General features: G+C 40.1%; 16 protein-coding genes. 8 read left to right on the top strand and 8 right to left on the bottom strand.

Translation table 11 applies throughout. The features are described from left to right. Positions 1-97 precede the first annotated feature (97 nt). Together QJ048_RS09185 and QJ048_RS09190 are read left to right on the top strand one after the other, a co-directional pair. A complete protein-coding gene (locus QJ048_RS09185) occupies positions 98-868 on the top strand; it encodes an AMP nucleosidase (protein WP_282334042.1) in 771 nt (256 codons plus the stop codon). Between the two features lie 99 nt (positions 869-967). After that, positions 968-2,659: an ABC transporter ATP-binding protein gene (locus QJ048_RS09190; RefSeq protein ID WP_282334043.1), complete on the top strand. Its 1,692-nt coding sequence runs from the start codon at positions 968-970 to the stop codon at positions 2,657-2,659. A 153-nt stretch (positions 2,660-2,812) separates the two neighbouring features. On the opposite strand, the gene QJ048_RS09195 is transcribed toward QJ048_RS09190, so the two are convergent. The 5 genes from QJ048_RS09195 to QJ048_RS09215 all read right to left on the bottom strand — a co-directional run bounded on the left by QJ048_RS09195 (position 2,813) and on the right by QJ048_RS09215 (position 7,007). Continuing rightward, positions 2,813-3,508, bottom strand: a complete 696-nt coding sequence (locus tag QJ048_RS09195) for a hypothetical protein (protein ID WP_282334044.1) — start codon at positions 3,506-3,508, stop codon at positions 2,813-2,815. Positions 3,509-3,960: 452 nt separating this feature from the next. Then, a complete protein-coding gene (locus QJ048_RS09200; RefSeq protein ID WP_282334045.1) occupies positions 3,961-4,572 on the bottom strand; it encodes a fumarylacetoacetate hydrolase family protein in 612 nt (203 codons plus the stop codon). Positions 4,573-4,692: 120 nt separating this feature from the next. Further along, complete coding sequence (gene pth / locus QJ048_RS09205; protein WP_282334046.1) at positions 4,693-5,271, bottom strand: aminoacyl-tRNA hydrolase; 579 nt, start codon at positions 5,269-5,271, stop codon at positions 4,693-4,695. Positions 5,272-5,454: 183 nt separating this feature from the next. After that, positions 5,455-6,036, bottom strand: a complete 582-nt coding sequence (locus QJ048_RS09210) for a 50S ribosomal protein L25 (protein WP_282334047.1) — start codon at positions 6,034-6,036, stop codon at positions 5,455-5,457. A 20-nt stretch (positions 6,037-6,056) separates the two neighbouring features. Continuing rightward, the gene (locus QJ048_RS09215; RefSeq protein WP_282334048.1) at positions 6,057-7,007 is read right to left on the bottom strand and encodes a ribose-phosphate pyrophosphokinase; all 951 of its coding nucleotides are present in this window, start codon (positions 7,005-7,007) and stop codon (positions 6,057-6,059) included. A gap of 515 nt (positions 7,008-7,522) precedes the next feature. Between QJ048_RS09215 and radC the strand changes: the two genes are divergently transcribed. Next, entirely contained in the window at positions 7,523-8,215 is a 693-nt protein-coding gene (radC, locus tag QJ048_RS09220; RefSeq protein ID WP_282334049.1) for a RadC family protein, read from the top strand. A gap of 5 nt (positions 8,216-8,220) precedes the next feature. Here the strand turns inward: radC and QJ048_RS09225 are convergent, their stop codons facing one another. After that, the gene (locus QJ048_RS09225; RefSeq protein ID WP_282334050.1) at positions 8,221-8,613 is read right to left on the bottom strand and encodes a hypothetical protein; all 393 of its coding nucleotides are present in this window, start codon (positions 8,611-8,613) and stop codon (positions 8,221-8,223) included. A gap of 119 nt (positions 8,614-8,732) precedes the next feature. Between QJ048_RS09225 and QJ048_RS09230 the strand changes: the two genes are divergently transcribed. Both QJ048_RS09230 and QJ048_RS09235 read left to right on the top strand, forming a co-directional pair. Next, positions 8,733-9,872: an MFS transporter gene (locus tag QJ048_RS09230; protein WP_282334051.1), complete on the top strand. Its 1,140-nt coding sequence runs from the start codon at positions 8,733-8,735 to the stop codon at positions 9,870-9,872. A gap of 192 nt (positions 9,873-10,064) precedes the next feature. Then, positions 10,065-11,087 carry an LLM class flavin-dependent oxidoreductase gene (locus tag QJ048_RS09235; RefSeq protein ID WP_282334052.1) on the top strand — a complete coding sequence of 341 codons (1,023 nt, stop codon included), beginning with the start codon at positions 10,065-10,067 and terminating at the stop codon, positions 11,085-11,087. Between the two features lie 53 nt (positions 11,088-11,140). Here QJ048_RS09235 and QJ048_RS09240 read toward each other — a convergent pair whose 3' ends face one another. Together QJ048_RS09240 and QJ048_RS09245 are read right to left on the bottom strand one after the other, a co-directional pair. Beyond that, positions 11,141-12,172: an MBL fold metallo-hydrolase gene (locus tag QJ048_RS09240; protein ID WP_282334053.1), complete on the bottom strand. Its 1,032-nt coding sequence runs from the start codon at positions 12,170-12,172 to the stop codon at positions 11,141-11,143. Between the two features lie 201 nt (positions 12,173-12,373). Continuing rightward, complete coding sequence (locus tag QJ048_RS09245; RefSeq protein ID WP_282334054.1) at positions 12,374-13,384, bottom strand: DNA/RNA non-specific endonuclease; 1,011 nt, start codon at positions 13,382-13,384, stop codon at positions 12,374-12,376. Positions 13,385-13,771: 387 nt separating this feature from the next. Between QJ048_RS09245 and QJ048_RS09250 the strand changes: the two genes are divergently transcribed. From QJ048_RS09250 to xth, 3 genes are all read left to right on the top strand, one after another. Then, positions 13,772-14,650, top strand: a complete 879-nt coding sequence (locus QJ048_RS09250; RefSeq protein WP_282334055.1) for an AraC family transcriptional regulator — start codon at positions 13,772-13,774, stop codon at positions 14,648-14,650. A gap of 25 nt (positions 14,651-14,675) precedes the next feature. Beyond that, complete coding sequence (locus QJ048_RS09255; RefSeq protein ID WP_282334056.1) at positions 14,676-15,980, top strand: alpha-L-fucosidase; 1,305 nt, start codon at positions 14,676-14,678, stop codon at positions 15,978-15,980. Positions 15,981-16,098: 118 nt separating this feature from the next. Further along, positions 16,099-16,869, top strand: coding sequence for an exodeoxyribonuclease III (gene xth / locus QJ048_RS09260; RefSeq protein ID WP_282334057.1), 771 nt, complete (start codon positions 16,099-16,101; stop codon positions 16,867-16,869). Positions 16,870-17,211: the final 342 nt, after the last annotated feature.

Raw genomic sequence — 17,211 nt, forward strand, 5'->3', positions numbered from 1 at the left:
TTCAATTTTCAATGGCAACCCATTTTCAAATCTTAACAAATCATGACAATCATGAAAATCTGCGTTCCTTCTTTTCAAATTATTTATATTTACTTGTATGAAAACAAGAGAAGAAATTGTAAACAACTGGTTACCCAGGTACACAGGAGAGAAATTAGCAAACTTTGGTAAGTACATTTTGCTTACCAATTTCAGCAACTATGTAAAGCTGTTTGCAGAGTGGAACAACGTGGAAATAATTGGACTTGACAAACCAATGCAGTGTGCAACAGCAGATGACATCACCATTATAAATTTTGGAATGGGTAGCCCAACAGCCGCCACCATCATGGATCTTTTGACGGCCATCGAACCGAAAGCTGTTTTGTTTTTAGGCAAATGCGGAGGCTTAAAAAAACGCAACAAAGTAGGCGATCTGATCTTGCCTATCGCTGCCATAAGAGGCGAGGGTACGTCAAACGACTACTTCCCTCCGGAAGTTCCGGCACTACCGGCCTTTGCTTTACAGAAAGCAGTTTCCACAACCATTCGCGACTATGCGGTTGACTACTGGACAGGCACGGTCTATACCACCAATCGCCGCGTGTGGGAGCATGATGAAGAGTTTAAAACCTACCTGCAAAAAGTAAGAGCATACGCCATTGACATGGAAACTGCCACTATTTTTTCAGTAGGATTTTATAATAAAATTCCAACCGGAGCATTGCTGCTCGTGAGCGATTCACCAATGGTTCCGGAAGGCGTTAAAACAGAGGAAAGCGATAAAAAAGTAACCGGCGATTTCGTTGAAAAACATATACGTATCGGTATTGATTCATTGAAACAATTGATCAATGACGGGCATACGGTAAGACACTTGAGGTTTTAGGAATGGCCTAACACCAATTGGCTGACAGTGTTTCTGAGCAGCAGGGCGAATACAATTAGCCCCTACATTTTCAACTTTCAATTTTCCACTTTCAATTAAATGCCCTCCCTTCTTCAAATAAAAAATCTTCATGTTGAATTTACCAACAACGATGCCACCACAAAGGCATTGCATGGGATTTCGTTTGAAGTGAACAAGGGAGAAATTGTGGCCGTGGTCGGAGAATCTGGTTCTGGAAAATCGGTAACTGCTATGTCTGTGTTGCAATTGCTTCCTTCGCCTCCGGCAAAATATACAAACGGAGAAATATTGTTTAACGGTGGCGGAGAAAGCGCAGTCAATCTTTTAAACCTGACAGAAAAAGAACTGCGCAACATTCGTGGCAACAAGATCTCCATGATCTTCCAGGAGCCAATGACATCGTTAAATCCCGTTTTTTCATGTGGACAACAAGTTGCCGAAGCCATACAACTTCATGATAAAGTTTCGAAAAAAGAAGCGCTCCAAAGAACGATTGAATTATTTAAACAGGTTCAACTTCCTGAGCCTGAAAAAATAATCAATCGTTATCCATTTCAATTAAGCGGCGGGCAAAAGCAACGTGTCATGATCGCGATGGCAATGAGTTGTAGCCCTTCATTACTGATTGCGGATGAACCAACAACAGCTCTCGATGTTACGGTTCAAAAAAGAATACTGCAACTCATTAAAGAATTGCAACAAAAAAATAACATGGGCGTTATTTTCATTACCCATGATCTTGGCGTTGTAGCAGAAGTAGCGGACAAAGTTGTGGTTATGTACAAAGGAAACATTGTTGAGCAGGGGCCAGTTAAAACTGTTCTCCAATCTCCTAAACATCCTTACACACAAGCATTGCTACAATGCAGACCAGCGCTACATCCCAAAGGAGAACGGCTTCCAGTAATCAGTGACTTTCTTGAACCAAAACAACAAGCGAATCCACCTGCAAAAGTTGTTTCTGACCAGAAGAAAAAGAGTTCTGAAGTTTTATTGGAAGTTAGAAATCTTACCGTCAAATTTCCTTCCGTTAAAAACTTTTTTGGAAGAACACTTGAATATAATACCGCCGTTGACAAAATAAGTTTTGATATTTATAAAGGAGAGACGCTTGGTCTTGTTGGAGAATCCGGATGTGGAAAAACAACATTGGGCAGAACTCTCTTACGCTTGCAGGATGCACAAGAAGGCCAAATTATTTTTGAAGGAAAAGATCTTCTGTCTATCGATAAAGATGAACTAAGAGGCAGACGCAAAGATTTTCAAATTGTTTTCCAGGACCCTTACTCTTCTTTGAATCCGAGAAAAACTGCGGGAAGTGCCATTACTGAACCACTTCATGTACATGAAGTGCTTACGTCAACCAGCAAACGAAAAGAACTGGCAATGGAACTGCTTGGAAAAGTAAATCTACAGCCAGAGCATTTCTATCGCTATCCGCATGAGTTTAGTGGTGGTCAGCGGCAGCGGATCGGTATTGCCAGGGCATTGGCATTGAATCCTGGTTTTATCATTTTTGATGAATCGGTAAGCGCTCTCGATGTAAGTGTACAAGCGCAAGTACTGAATTTATTAACTGACTTAAAGACTGAATTCAATTTTACGGCCATTTTCATATCTCACGATCTTTCTGTGGTAAAATATATAAGCGACCGTATTATAGTTATGCGTAAAGGAAAAATAGAAGAAATCGGGTATGCCGAAGCTATCTATAGTAATCCTCAAAGTGATTATACAGCACAGCTTTTACGTGCCATTCCTACCGTGTAGATCATGTAGAAAAAAAAGAAGGTGGTAGAAACCACCCTCGTAACACATGAGAAAACAATAACTGCCTCGATATTTTAATTTCCGTGCCCGACAGTTGACCGGAAATATTTTGCAAAATTATCACATAATAGTCATTCGAAATCAGACTACAGATTAATAAATGGAAAAATGTTTTTGCATTACACCGAGCAATACGGTATTAATGTCATCGTTTCTGTAATTATACCTGAACTCACATTCTTTAACGTGCAGATATAGCATATTCTTGTGCAATCCGCGAAACTTTACCATTCTATTTTTGGTATCGTTCCAAAAACAAAAGATGTCGTCCTCAGCCACATCACTACTGTTTTGAATGCTGAATAGTTTCCAATTCTTGAAATCAGCTACGGCATGGAAGTTTTGCAGCCTGTATTGATCGAGGCTGTGATCATTACTTACCATTTGTCCATTACCGTTTTCAGGCTTTTCTTTCCGTTCCAGTGAGCTGGCAAAAACCTTTCCATTGTGCCAATGAAAACCGTAGAGCGTCTGGTGCCGTTCTGGTCCATTTTCATAGTCGTCGCTTTCCTTTTTGAGGTAAACAACTGAATGGTTTTTTGAATAATTGGAAGATGGGTTCTTTTCCTCACAATGTCTGGCTATACGCAGGCGAATAGTTCTGAAATAATTGTTTACGGTAACCCTACTAACTCCTGTGAGGTTTGCTATCTGTGTAGCAGTGAGGTCTTCGGAGAAATAGCGAAGAATATCCTGGCTTTTTCCTTCAGATAAGTGGGCTCCTTTTAGCATACTGTTCTTCATTTCCGGGTAGTTCAGGTGTAGTTTTACGAAAAATTTCGCACTCAAATTTTTTACTAATTCACTGCAGCAAAAACATAAAATACATCAACGGATTATTTTATGGGTTGAGTGAACATACAAGATCATTTTATAATGTATGACGCAATGAATTAAAAAATGTTACAGCAAATGTTGACAATGATCAAGGCAAAAACGTTGGATGGCAATTAAGAAATAATCTGCGTGTTTTTGGGAGGATGAGCGGTAGGAAAAGAATTGAAAATTGAAAGTTGAAAAATGGAGAACGGAACGCGGATTTTCATGATCGTCATGATTTTTACGATTCCAAAAACAGCAGCCTCAATCGGCAACTAAAAAAATCTTAATCAATCATCAAAATCATGAGAATCTGCGTTCTATTCTTCCCTCATTTTCAACTTTCAACTTTCAATTTTCAATTAAAAAAAGGCAAGCGCCCCTGATGGAACGTTTGCCTTGCTAAAAAAATTAAAGATCCACTATTTAACCTCAAGCTGAAACATGCTTTCATTTTCGAGGAATCCTTCCAATTCATCCCCTACTACCACTTCTCCTACTCCTGCTGGTGTACCTGTAAAGATCAGGTCGCCGATATTTATTGAAAAGTAGTTAGAGATATAGGCCACTACTTTATCAAAATTGTTAATCATAAGTCCGGAGTTGCCTTGTTGCACAATCTCTCCATTTTTCTTTAATGAAAAATTGATGTCCTTTTTGCTTTTGACATTCGTGAAAGGTATCCATTTGCCGATGGCAGCCGAATTATCCCAAGCTTTTGCCTTTTCCCAAGGGAGACCCTTTTCCTTTAATTCGGTCTGAATGTCGCGGGCAGTGAAGTCAATACCTACAGTTACAGCGTCGTAGTATTTACTGGCAAATCTTTCCTGAATGTATTTACCGTTTTTATTTATTCTCAGAACGAGTTCGCATTCGTAATGTAATTCGTTGGTAAATTCAGGGTAATAGAAAGGAGTATGCGCCTGTAGCAAGGCACTTTTGGGCTTCATAAAAATAACTGGCTCGTCTGGAACCTCATTTCCCAACTCCTGGGCATGCGCTACATAGTTACGGCCAACACAGAATATTTTCATATTCAATAAAACGGTTTAATGATTTAATAATCATGTTTAAAAGGGGCTAGCCCCATCGGTTAGTATCTCGGATATTGAATAGAAAAAGTTATCGCGAAAATAAAGATTCGCTTTTATATCTCATAATGAGAAGGTGAGTTTGTTATAAAGATTCATCGTTTGATCGATGCCCACTTGTGAATAAGTTTCAATCAGTTCTACGCAACTGTTTACTTTTTTTACCACCAGCGGCCACTCGTCAGACGTCCATTTTCCTAATACAAAGTCAACTTGCCTTCCTTTGGGGAAATTATTACCTATTCCGAACCGTAACTTAGGAAAATTGTCTGTGCCTAAATGTTCCTGAATACTTTTTAATCCATTATGACCGGCATCGCTTCCGCTTCCGCGTAATCTTATTTTTTCAAGTGGCAATGCGAGATCATCTACAATCACCAGTATGTTCTCTATTCCTATCTTTTCCTTATCCATCCAGTATTTCACCGCTTTCCCACTTAGGTTCATGTAAGTGGTGGGCTTTACACAAATGAATATTTTTCCTTTCCATCTTATTTCAGCAACATCTGCAAGGCGGTCCGACCGGAAAGAAACCGAATGTTTGCCAGCAAATGTATCTAACACATCAAAACCAATATTATGCCGTGTAAGTTCATATTCGGCTCCTATATTACCTAACCCGATTAGGAGAAATTTGTTCATTTGGAGATTTAATATTTCAGATTTGGCATTTGAAATTTGAAATTGTCTTATTGCAAGCTCTTCCAAATTATTTTGCAGTAAGGAAATTCTGGATCAAATCTCAAATCTAAAATTTCAGATATTATTTTTCTAATGAAAAAGCCCGGTTGTACAAATAACCGGGCTCTATTGAAATGAAATTATTTATTTCTTTCCTTTTTCCGCGCTCTCTTCTTGTTTCAACTGACGAGTCATAACAATTGAAGCGATAGGAATACGTGGAGAGTTCATAAATTCGTAGTTCTCAGCCACAACATCTTCAACACGAATGTTTTCGTTAAGCTCCAGGTTAGTGATATCTACCTGAATATTTTCTTTCAAATATTTAGGGTAAGTTTTCACTTTCAAAGACGCCATTTTCACAACAAATTTACCACCGGCTTTAACACCTGCAGCGGCTCCTGTAAATTCAAGAGGCAGAGTTGCTACTACTTTCTTGTCTTCTACCAGTTCCATAAGGTCGATGTGGATCAATTGGTCTGAAACTTTGTCAAATTGCAGATCTTTCAAAATGCATTTGTAAGAGTTACCGTCCAATTTTACTTCAGCGATCAAGAATTCACCTGTGTAAACAAGACCTTTAAGCGCAGTTGCCGGAGCAGAGAAACTAATCTCTTTCGCACCCCCGTAAATTACACCTGGCACTTTCTCCTCAGAGCGAAGTTGGCGGGTGGCTTTTTTGCCAATTTCGGTCCTGAGTTGTCCTTCGATTGTAATCGTCTTCATTTTTATTTTGTTTTAAATTTCTACTTATCTCTTCTTTGCGAATGGATGAAGAGGCTGGTGATACTTTGATGCTCAAATGCATTTCTAATCGCTACCGCAAACAAATTTGCAACTGACAAAACCTTGACTTTGTCTATTTGCTGTTTTACCGGTATGGTATCACAAACTACCATTTCTTCCAACACACTGTTTTGAATGTTTTCATATGCTTTACCACTGAAAACAGGGTGTGTACAAAGAGCTCTTACGCTTTTCGCGCCTTTATCTATCAACAATCCGGCACTTTTTGTTAATGTACCGCCTGTATCACAAATATCATCTATCAATACTACGTTCCTGTTCGTTACATCTCCTATCACTACCATGCTTGCTATTTCGTTTGCACGTTTACGGTGCTTATCACAAATCACCATTTCGGCGTTAAAATAGCTGGCAATTTCCCTTATCCTATTGGCACTACCCACGTCAGGGGCCGCAAAGGTAAGGTTTTCGAGGTTTAATTGCTCTATGTAAGGAATAAAAATTGCCGAACTGTCAAGGTGATCTACCGGAATATCAAAGTATCCCTGAATTTGTGGAGCGTGTAAATCCATGGTAATTACCCGGTCAGCACCTGCCGCGGTAAGCATATTGGCAACCAATTTGGACCCGATAGCTACGCGGGGCTTATCTTTTCTATCCTGTCTTGCATAACCATAATAAGGCATTACAGCGATGACTTTCTCTGCGGAAGCTCTTCTGGCTGCATCAATCATTAACAAAAGTTCCATTATGTTATCTGTTGGCGCACAGGTACTTTGAACCAAAAAAACAACATCTCCACGAATACTTTCATTAAAAATTGGCTGAATTTCTCCATCGCTGAACTTCTGGATGGTTACTTTTCCAAGAGGAGCTCCGAACTTCTCCGCAATTTTTTCAGCCAGGTATTGCGAACCTGTTCCGGAAAATATCTTAGCTGAACTCTGCATATGGGGAATAAATTGATGCGACGAAGATAAAAACTTAGCAGAGAATCAACGAACTAAAAGGTGGGAATTAGGAATTAAAATTGGGGTTACCGTGAAAAACTGCATTTGTTGTGGAAAAAATTTTCCCTTTGAAATGCAATCTTTTGGGAAGACGCTCTCAAAGGGAAATAAAATTTGTGTGTAAAAACTTAAAAATAAATGATCATTTTGGTTTTTGAATCCTATTTAACTGATGCTAATGCTTGCGTTTCGGTCGCCTTAACGGGTGACGATTTTGAATTAAACGCATAAAAAATAGAGGAACAAACGAAAATTGAGAAAAAAAGCGCTACAAGATAGATGCCTGCGCAAAAGAAAAGGGACTGCATTCCCCCGAGTTGGTTTACGTTTTTGCTTTTCATGGATGTTGAATTTTAGTTATTCTAAAGGATGTTGAATTGGACCCAAACGTTTTCGGAAATCTGTTATAATTGCGTTAACGTTTGTGATTCAAATTTATTATCTAAAATTGTTCGATGCAAGAGAAAAAGTACTCGATTAAAGACTGGGCAGATGATGATAAACCCCGCGAAAAACTACGATCAAAAGGCGCAAATTCACTAAGCGATGCTGAACTTCTTGCAATATTGATCCGTGATGGAAATGCCCAGAAAAACGCTCTGGACCTGGGAAGAGAGGTTCTTAGGCTTGGCAACGGCAGCCTTTCTGAACTCGGTAAACTTACGGTCAATGATTTTATGACCATCAAAGGCATAGGAGAAGCAAAAGCAGTTGCGATCGCCGCAGCTCTCGAAATTGGTCGAAGACGTGAAGGAGGGCCGTCCATAGAAAAAACAATGATTCGGGACAGCAGAAGGGTCGCCGATTTCTTCCGGGGATTGCTGAAAGATATGAGCCAGGAAGTTTTTGCGGTTCTTTTCCTTAATCAATCCAACAAAGTGATCCGGCATGAAATAGTAAGTGTTGGTGGTATTACCAGCACAGTTGTAGATGTTCGTGTTATTTTAAAAAAAGCACTTAAAGAAGAGGCAGTTTCTCTTATTGTTTGTCACAATCACCCCTCGGGCAATTTGAAGCCAAGCAAGGCCGACGATCTGATGACCCATAAATTAAAAGAATCCGCTTCGCTATTAGATATCAAAGTACTCGACCACATTATTGTGAGCGAAGAAGGGTATTATAGTTTTGCTGATGAAGGAAGAATATGAGCTAACTATTTCTTTTCTTCGATTTTCATATCCGGAAACAATGCAGCAACCATCATAAAAATTGAAAAAAGGACAACCAGGAACAGCCCTATTTTCTTTGTAGGACAGTCTCCCGCAGCACAAGCCGGAATAATGATAAAGTTGCGAGCGGTCCAGGCGAGGTTGAAGGCGCACAAAAATATGTTGGTTCGCTTTGCCCATACGCGTTGGATCAGGAAGAGGAATATTGCCAGCACGCTCACGATAATATTCATCAAACCGGGTTTTCCAAAGTTAGTGCCGGGTGCACTAATGCCAGTAACAGTGGTATTAATGGGCTCAATATAAACCCATGGCAACAAACAAGAACCGATCACCAGCAATGCCATCACGACGCCCGCCCATTTGGAAAACTTCATATACAACGTTTAAAGTTGCGCAAATATAGGAAGGCAATTAATAATATAATTCTAGCCCGTTAAACGTTTTACCATTAAATAAACACATTTAGAATAAATTGCAGTTTTTGCAGAAAGGTATGAATAGACGCCTCCCAGCGCAGAGATATTACAGGATAGCAACCAGCGTATTTTTCTTTGTTCAAGGTATAACGTTTGCCAGTTGGGCAAATCGAATACCAACCATTAAAGGCATGCTTCAGTTAAATGATGCAGGCCTGGGTGCTTTGCTATTTGCGCTACCTGCGGGGCAAATTCTGGGACTACCATTAGCTGGGTATCTGGTGAGCCGTTATGGAAGCCGGAAAATTTTAATTACCGGGGCATTTCTCTACCCCGCAACACTAATGTTGCTTGGGCTTGTTACGGCGGTTTGGCAATTGGCATTAGCTCTGGCCCTCTTTGGCTTTTTTGTAAATCTGATGAATATCTCTGTCAATACACAAGCCGTAGGCATTGAAAAATTGTACAGGCGTTCGATCATGGCCTCATTTCACGGATTGTGGAGCCTTGGCGGTTTTATGGGTGGATTGGTAAGCACTTCCATGATTGCGAAAAATGTTTCTCCTTTTATTCACTTTGTGGTTATTTGGGCCTTTACACTTTTATGTCTCATCGTGTTTTACAAATACTTGCTGCCCCGCGATGAGAGTCACGAATCAAAACAGCCCATTTTTGTAAAGCCAGATAAATACATTCTTAATCTTGGTTTGATTGCACTGGCGAGTATGGTGAGTGAAGGCGCGATGTTTGACTGGAGTGGCGTGTACTTCGAAAAAGTTGTGATGGCACCGAAAGCATTAATAACACTAGGCTACATAGCATTTATGTCAACCATGGCAGGAGGAAGATTTACGGCGGATTATTTTGTGACAAAATTTGGCGTAAAAAATGTGTTACAGACGAGTGGTGTTATCATAGCAGTTGGCTTGCTTCTTTCTATTTTATTTCCTTATATAGTGCCTGCTACGATTGGTTTTCTGATGGTGGGCATTGGTGTATCATCGATTGTTCCACTCGTATACGGACTTGCGGGAAGAAGCAAAACGATGAGGCCGGGCGTTGCGCTTGCAGCTGTTTCTTCCATTGGATTTCTAGGCTTTTTATTTGGGCCGCCATTTATTGGTTTTATTGCGCAAATGGCGAGTTTGCGTTGGTCGTTTACGGTGATTGCAGTACTTGGTTTGAGTACTACTTTTCTGTCGGGGAAGATAAAATAAGACAGGAACACAGATTTTCATCATTGTCATGATTTGTTATGATTTGAAATTTTCACGTTCCACCAAATACTAATCCCGGATTTCAAATCTCAAATAAAAAGAATCTTGACAAATCATGACAATCTTGATAATCTGCGTTCTCTCTGTACGCCTGTTCCGTAGAACAATCATCTCTAATTTTAAACGTCGGATATGACAAAGAAGAACATTAAACTTAGCGTACTGGATCAATCGATTGTAAGAAAGGGTTTTACAGCAAGAGATGCCGTAATGGAAACTATTGCTACAGCTAAATTCACCGAGAATTTAGGCTACCATAGATTTTGGGTTTCTGAACATCACAATTCAGATATTATTGCAGGTTCTGCGCCAGAACTGCTCCTTGTTAAATTAGGCGATGAAACGGATACGATCAGGATTGGTTCGGGCGGCATCATGCTTCCTAACCACAGCTCACTAAAAGTAGCGGAGAATTTCCGTATGTTGGAAACGCTTTTTCCCGGACGAATTGACTTAGGAATGGGCCGCGCACCGGGCGGAGATCGCATTACTGCTACGCTTTTAAATCCATCAAATGATTTTAGCGAAGAGCGTTATCTAACTCAACTGGAACATTTACAGGCGTTTTTTACAGATACGGCGGGAACACAATATGGGCCCATACTTGCGGTGCCACAATCTCCCGGCATACCGGCACAATGGATATTAAGTTCCAGTGGAGGCAGCAGCAGCATTGCTGCAAAATTCGGAATGGGTTTGGCGGTTGCAAAATTCATTAATGGCCATGCAACACCAGATGTTGTTAATACCTATCGCCAGCAATTTCAACCTTCTGCTCAATTGCAGGAGCCGGATGCATTTCTTGCAATTAGCGTATTATGTGCACCAACGCCGGAGAAAGCAAATCAGCTTCGCAAACAAGCCCATTACTTCTTCCTTCAATTTGAAAAAGGAAAGTTTATGCCGCCTCCTTCTTACGAAGAAATAAAAGATTACGAATTTTCTTACGACGAACTTGCAATTATTGAAAGAAACAAAGGCCGCATCGTGGTAGGCACGCAACAGGAAGTGAAGGAGCAACTAACACAGTTGGCAGAAGATTTTGATGTCGATGAAATAATGGTTACGTCAATGACGCATAGCAGAGACGATAGATTTAAATCTTTCGAATTGCTGGCAGAAACTTTTGAGCTAACAACTACGGCACACAGATGACACAGATTAGGCTGATTTACACGGATTTTTTCTTAAGTGAGGAAAATCCGTAATTATGAAACAGTCAGCCACCACTGTTCATGCGGATATGATTTATCGATGATTATTGGCTCGCCGATCATTGGTGTGGCGATAGGAACCTTGAGTTCCTTTGCTTTTGAAACAACACGTTTAATTGGTTCGTCCCATGGATGAAGCGCTAAAGCAAACTTTGCCCAATGGACAGGCAGCAACACTTTTGTTTTTAAATCGATGGCGGCTTGAACAGCCTGCTCGGGCATCATATGAATGTAGCGCCAGTCTTCATTGTATTGACCTGTTTCCAGCATCGCAATATCGAATGGTCCGTACTTATCCCCTATCTGTTTGAAATGCGTGTCGTAGCCACTATCTGCTCCAATGTAAAATGAATAGTTGCCGGCCCTCAAAACAAACGACGACCACAAGGTTTTATATCGTGATAAACTTCTCCCTGAAAAATGTCTTGCAGGCGCTGCAGCCAGAAACATATTTTCATCGATTTGTTTCTCGTTCCACCAATCAAATTCAATGATCTTGTTTTTATCAAAGCCCCAATAGCTCAATGTTGCTTCGATTCCAAGTGATGTGCAAACAAGCGACGTTTTCAATTTTAGTTTGGTGATCGTTTCATAATCCATATGATCGTAATGATCGTGAGTAATGATCAAAACATCAATTGCAGGCATATCATCAACAGAATAAACATCACTGCCGGGAAAGCTTTTAGCAAAAAAAGAAAATGGTGATGCATGGCCGCTAAACACCGGATCGACTAAAATATTTTTCCCGTTTACATGAATCAAATAAGATGAATGTCCAAACCAAACGATAACAGGTTTGTCTCCCGGAATATTTCTTAGATCAGTGCGAACAGATGGCAATTCATTTGGCGGAGAGGTGTGCGCGGGTTTATTCATGAAACGCCAGATCTGCTTGATCATTGGCGATTCGCTCGTCATCATGGGCGTGTCATGAAGATTATTAAAAATATCGTTGTTATAATTTGGCGATAATTTTACTTTCTCTAATTCTTCACCGGTTGGCTTTTTACCAAATGCTTTCATTGCATGCGCGTTTGATTGAATGATCAAATGTACGACGTTATGAGAGGCAATTTGAAAATGCGTTGGACTTGCATCTGGCTGAAACCCCAACTCTTTTAACCGCAAAGAACGCAAAGGAAGCGCAAAGGAAGCAAAGAGAGGATCTTCTTCGATAGCTTTGCGCAACCTTTGAGAACTTTGCGGTTAAAATTGAAGTTGCTTCTAAGGAAGCGTAATATTTAGTTTGTATTTCCTTGCGGGTGTGTTATCGGGTTCCGCACCGCGCATCATTTCACCTTCATGTTTCTGTGCATCATCGGCATCTTTTATTTCGGCAATTTCCTGCATTTGTGCGCCATTTTTCAACAGTAGTTTTTTTACACCCTTCCATGTAAAGTTCATTCCGGAGATATCTTCGAGATAACCCACATTTACCTGAAATACTTTTCTATATTTAAAGTCTTTGAAAGCAGTGTCTGAGGCTGCTGTAAGCCCTCGCTCTGCAACCGTTACAAACATATGCTGATCCTTCATTTTTTGCTCGTGGCTCATCATGAAAGCGGTCGAATACAATCCTTTACTGCTCATGAACACAATCACTTTAAAAAAGAATAAAGGAATTTTGAAATCAGGTTGCTTGATATAACCGGGATCGGTTTTCAGCAACAGGGGTCCGGTAAAAACACAAATCTTTTTATCGCTTTCCAATGTGGCAGACTCATCGATGATGTACGTCTCCAGTGTTTTCCAAATGCCGGTATTAAGATTTTCGGCCTGAGGTACACTGTTCGGAAAATGAAATGTCTGGTAAGCTCTTAACTGAGCGTCGACACCCCACGCCATTTCATTATTGGCTGCCATATGCCCGATTTCAAATTCTGTGATGTCTTTTCGTAAATCATAAAATGTATCGCTCAATTGTATATCAGCAGGAATCCGCGGATCCAACCTGAATTTATTTGCTCGGCTCACTTTAACGCCTCGCTGGCTGCCGTCAATGTTATAGGCTGAAAAGAATGGCACTTTCCTATCAGTATCGTATAATACAGTCAGGTCAGTATAGTTCAGGAATCCATCTGTGTTGCCTTCTACTTTAGGCAATGACTTTTTGTACGCTGCGGATAAAATATTGTTCAACGAAACATTAGCGCTATCATTGATGAAAGAAGGAATATAACCCTTACATGCCAGTAAGGTTGCCTTTGCAAAAGCTTTGTCTAAAACAGAAGTCATAAGACGAGGGGTTTGCTTATAAATTTACAAAGAAGTTTTCGCGAAACGAATCTTGTTTTTAGTCGATTTCCAAGTGGGCCGGGGAAACAAAACGCACTCCATCACTGGCCGAAATGTGCAAGAATTACCATATTACTGTACTATTTTAACATCTATACCAGATGACCAAATCCCGTTTTTATCTCAAACAAGAAAGTTTCAAAAAATATAAATAATCCTCCTTTTCATTTATTAACAACAAGTTACACCGAATAGTGCATACCCTTTGTTTATTGTTTTTTTAAACGTCAATCTGACAACAAATCAATGAACGATGCTAAAATTCCATACTTTTATTTTAAATACTTTAATCGTTGTAATATTTTAGCATCAATTAATGATTGCGATATGAGACCAAGCCTCAGAAAAATTTCTATCAACCCCTTATCGTCGTTTAGCGTAAGAGTTGATCGTGAAGAAATGCTGAACAGCAACTGGCACTATCATCCCGAGTTGGAGCTTTTGTTAGTAAAAAATGCTTCAGGTACTTCTATCATTGCAGATAAAGTTGAACATTTTAACAGCACTTACCTCGTACTGCTTGGACCAAATCTTCCTCATACTTTTTTGTTTGAACAAAAAGGACTGAGTAAAAAATCGGAGGCTGTTGTTATTCACTTTTATGAAAACTTTTGGGGCGATGCATTTCTGCAGCTACCTGAAATGAAGGAAATAAAGCAACTTTTGCAAATTGCAAGATCTGGCCTGAGACTATCGAACGAAGCGCAAAGAGAAATTGTTCCATTGCTCGAGAAAATGCCCGATGCTTCTGGCTTAGACAGAATGTTGCTACTCATTAAAATTCTGAAAATTGCTGCACAGAAAAAAGAGTATTCAATAATTGCCAGCAAAGGATTTGTCTATGATATTTCGGATGAGAATGACATTCGCATTAAAAAAGTGTACGAGTTTACCATTCAGAATTATGATCGTGAGATCACGATCAATGAAGTGGCGGAACTTGTGAACCTCACTAAAGAATCGTTCTGCCGTTTCTTTAAGAAAATTTCACGCAAAACATATTTTCAGTTTCTTATCGAATTCAGGATTGGCATGGCTTGCAGAATGCTGGTGGAAAGCAATTTGTCAATCAAAGAAATTGGCTACAGCTGCGGCTACTATAATCTTTCAAACTTCTATCATCAGTTTAATAAATTGATGGGCATTAGTCCGCTGCAATATCAAAGAGATTATTTCAACCTTGTACGAGAAAGCGAGGTTGCTTAATACATAAACAAACCATTTTTCACGAATGAAACAATTACTACCGATCGTGTTGTTTGCGGCTTTGTGTCCGCTGCTTTCCAAAGCACAACCCAACTACACTCCCACTGCTGAAAACCTTCGCAACAGGGAGGAATTTCAAAATGACAAGTTTGGTATTTTTATTCACTGGGGCATTTATAGTATGCTGGCTGATGGCGAATGGGCATTACAAACAAAGAACCTCAAGCAGAAGAATTACGAGCAACTGGCTTCAGGTTTTTATCCTTCAAAATTTAATGCTGATTACTGGGTTGCATCCATCAAAGCATCGGGAGCAAAATACATTTGCATCACCTCACGTCACCACGATGGCTTCTCAATGTTTGACACAAAATATTCCGACTACAACATTGTAAAAGCAACTCCTTTTAAAAGAGATATTTTGAAAGAACTATCTGATGCCTGCGCAAAACAAGGCATCAGATTGCACGTCTATTATTCTCACCTGGACTGGGGAAGAGAAGACTATCCGGTTGGTAGAACGGGCCACAATACGGGCCGCACGGGCAAATCACAGAATTATGACAGCTACTTCAAATTCATGAACAATCAATTGACAGAGATACTGACCAACTATGGAAAGATCGGTGCTATTTGGTTTGATGGAAAATGGGATCAGGATCAAAATAAAAATTTTGACTGGCGCCTTGATGAACAATATGCGTTGATTCATTCTCTTCAACCGGCTTGTATGATTGGCAATAACCATCACGAAGCGACTATTTCGGGAGAAGATTTTCAAATGTTTGAAAAAGATCTCCCTGGTCAAAACACTACAGGATTTGCTGATGAACAAAAAGTTGGTGCACTTCCTATGGAGACTTGTGAAACAATGAACAATTCATGGGGCTACAATATTAACGACAACAATTTTAAATCGACAAAAGACATTGTTCAATATCTTGTGAAGGCGGCTGGTAACAATGCTAATTTTCTGTTGAATGTAGGACCTCAGCCAAATGGCGAAATCCCTGCAACAAGCATTCAACGTTTGAAAGAAGTTGGAGACTGGATGCACACATATGGCGAAACAGTTTACGGCACAAGAGGCGGTATTGTTTCTCCGAGAGTATGGGGTGTGACTACGCAAAACGGCAACAGGCTTTTTGTACACATATTGAAATTGCAGGATAACGTTTTATTTGTTCCTTTAAAAGATAAGAAAGTAAAAAAAGCAACGGTGTTCGCAACAAAAGTACCATTGAAGTTTACCCAAAACCAGGATGGGCTTGTAATTACGCTAGATAAGGTACCGGATGAGATTGATTATGTTGTGGAGCTGGGAATGTAGAAGGAATTGAAAATGTTGTAGGGGCGAATCGCATTCGCCCTAAGCGTTAGGCGCCGGGCATTGAGCCTTGCGCCTTTTTTATTAGCTTTATCACATTACTTCAACACAACTTATCGATATGAAGATTGCCACCTATAATGTGAATGGCGTGAATGGTCGTCTACCGGTTTTATTGCGTTGGCTGGATGAATCAAAGCCTGATGTGGTTTGTTTGCAGGAGTTAAAAGCGCCACAGGAAAAATTTCCTGAGCAGGCAATTAAAAATGCTGGATACAATTGCATCTGGCACGGCCAAAAAAGCTGGAACGGCGTTGCCATCCTTTCACGCAAACATGCTATTGAAGAAGTTTGCAGAGCGCTACCGGGCGACCCTGAAGATTTGCACAGCCGCTACATAGAGGCGAAGATTGATGGCATAACGATCGGTTGTTTGTATTTACCAAACGGCAATCCTGCCCCCGGGCCTAAGTTCGATTATAAGCTGGCATGGTTCAAAAGATTAACCGCACACGCAAAAGATCTGCTATCGCGTGACGAGCCAACGATTCTTACGGGAGATTACAATGTAATGCCGACAGAGCTTGATGTTTACAAACCGGAGAAATGGGTGGATGATGCGCTGTTTCGCCCCGAAGTTCGTGAGGCGTTTCATACCCTTGTGGCGCAAGGCTGGACGGATGCGCTGCGCAAATTACACCCTGATGAAAAGATCTATACTTTCTGGGATTATTTCCGCAATGCATTTGGAAGGGACGCCGGCTTACGCATTGATCACTTTTTACTAAGTAATCATTTCGATAAAAAATTAAAAGGCGCCGGCGTCGATAAATACGTAAGAGGTTGGGAAAAATCGAGTGATCATGCTCCGGTGTGGATTGAGATCAAATGATTGAGGTCTTTTATTGACTGTTTTTGATTTGAAAAAATTCGGGGATGATCTCCTTCAAAATTCATTATTAGAAATTCTACGTGCACGGAAGCAATGGCATGTCAATACGGATTTCTTAAAACACTTTTTTCATACACAAATTGTTCTTAACTGGCGTAAGAAATTTTAAACCGGACAAGCTTAACTTTCTCATAAACCCATCACCGTAAATTCTGCAAATCGGCATAGCAAAGTTTCGATTTGTCAAAATACTTATTAACATTTTCTTAGTTATATTACTTTTTTTTACCATACACATCTACGTTAGTTATCACTTGGAATGGTAATTTTACCCGTCTAACT

It is taken from the genome of Pinibacter soli (genome assembly GCF_029961145.1).
In the GTDB taxonomy this organism is placed as follows: domain Bacteria; phylum Bacteroidota; class Bacteroidia; order Chitinophagales; family Chitinophagaceae; genus Pinibacter; species Pinibacter soli.

What these genes read in the sequence shown, in the direction of transcription:
- radC (WP_282334049.1), top strand. Translation starts at nt 7,523, where the DNA reads ATGCAAGAGAAAAAGTACTCGATTAAAGACTGGGCAGATGATGATAAA.
- QJ048_RS09190 (WP_282334043.1), top strand. Translation starts at nt 968, where the DNA reads ATGCCCTCCCTTCTTCAAATAAAAAATCTTCATGTTGAATTTACCAAC.
- QJ048_RS09215 (WP_282334048.1), bottom strand. Translation starts at nt 7,007, where the DNA reads ATGCAGAGTTCAGCTAAGATATTTTCCGGAACAGGTTCGCAATACCTG.
- QJ048_RS09210 (WP_282334047.1), bottom strand. Translation starts at nt 6,036, where the DNA reads ATGAAGACGATTACAATCGAAGGACAACTCAGGACCGAAATTGGCAAA.
- QJ048_RS09200 (WP_282334045.1), bottom strand. Translation starts at nt 4,572, where the DNA reads ATGAAAATATTCTGTGTTGGCCGTAACTATGTAGCGCATGCCCAGGAG.
- QJ048_RS09230 (WP_282334051.1), top strand. Translation starts at nt 8,733, where the DNA reads ATGAATAGACGCCTCCCAGCGCAGAGATATTACAGGATAGCAACCAGC.
- QJ048_RS09250 (WP_282334055.1), top strand. Translation starts at nt 13,772, where the DNA reads ATGAGACCAAGCCTCAGAAAAATTTCTATCAACCCCTTATCGTCGTTT.
- QJ048_RS09235 (WP_282334052.1), top strand. Translation starts at nt 10,065, where the DNA reads ATGACAAAGAAGAACATTAAACTTAGCGTACTGGATCAATCGATTGTA.
- QJ048_RS09245 (WP_282334054.1), bottom strand. Translation starts at nt 13,384, where the DNA reads ATGACTTCTGTTTTAGACAAAGCTTTTGCAAAGGCAACCTTACTGGCA.
- xth (WP_282334057.1), top strand. Translation starts at nt 16,099, where the DNA reads ATGAAGATTGCCACCTATAATGTGAATGGCGTGAATGGTCGTCTACCG.
- QJ048_RS09240 (WP_282334053.1), bottom strand. Translation starts at nt 12,172, where the DNA reads ATGAAAGCATTTGGTAAAAAGCCAACCGGTGAAGAATTAGAGAAAGTA.
- pth (WP_282334046.1), bottom strand. Translation starts at nt 5,271, where the DNA reads ATGAACAAATTTCTCCTAATCGGGTTAGGTAATATAGGAGCCGAATAT.
- QJ048_RS09255 (WP_282334056.1), top strand. Translation starts at nt 14,676, where the DNA reads ATGAAACAATTACTACCGATCGTGTTGTTTGCGGCTTTGTGTCCGCTG.
- QJ048_RS09185 (WP_282334042.1), top strand. Translation starts at nt 98, where the DNA reads ATGAAAACAAGAGAAGAAATTGTAAACAACTGGTTACCCAGGTACACA.
- QJ048_RS09225 (WP_282334050.1), bottom strand. Translation starts at nt 8,613, where the DNA reads ATGAAGTTTTCCAAATGGGCGGGCGTCGTGATGGCATTGCTGGTGATC.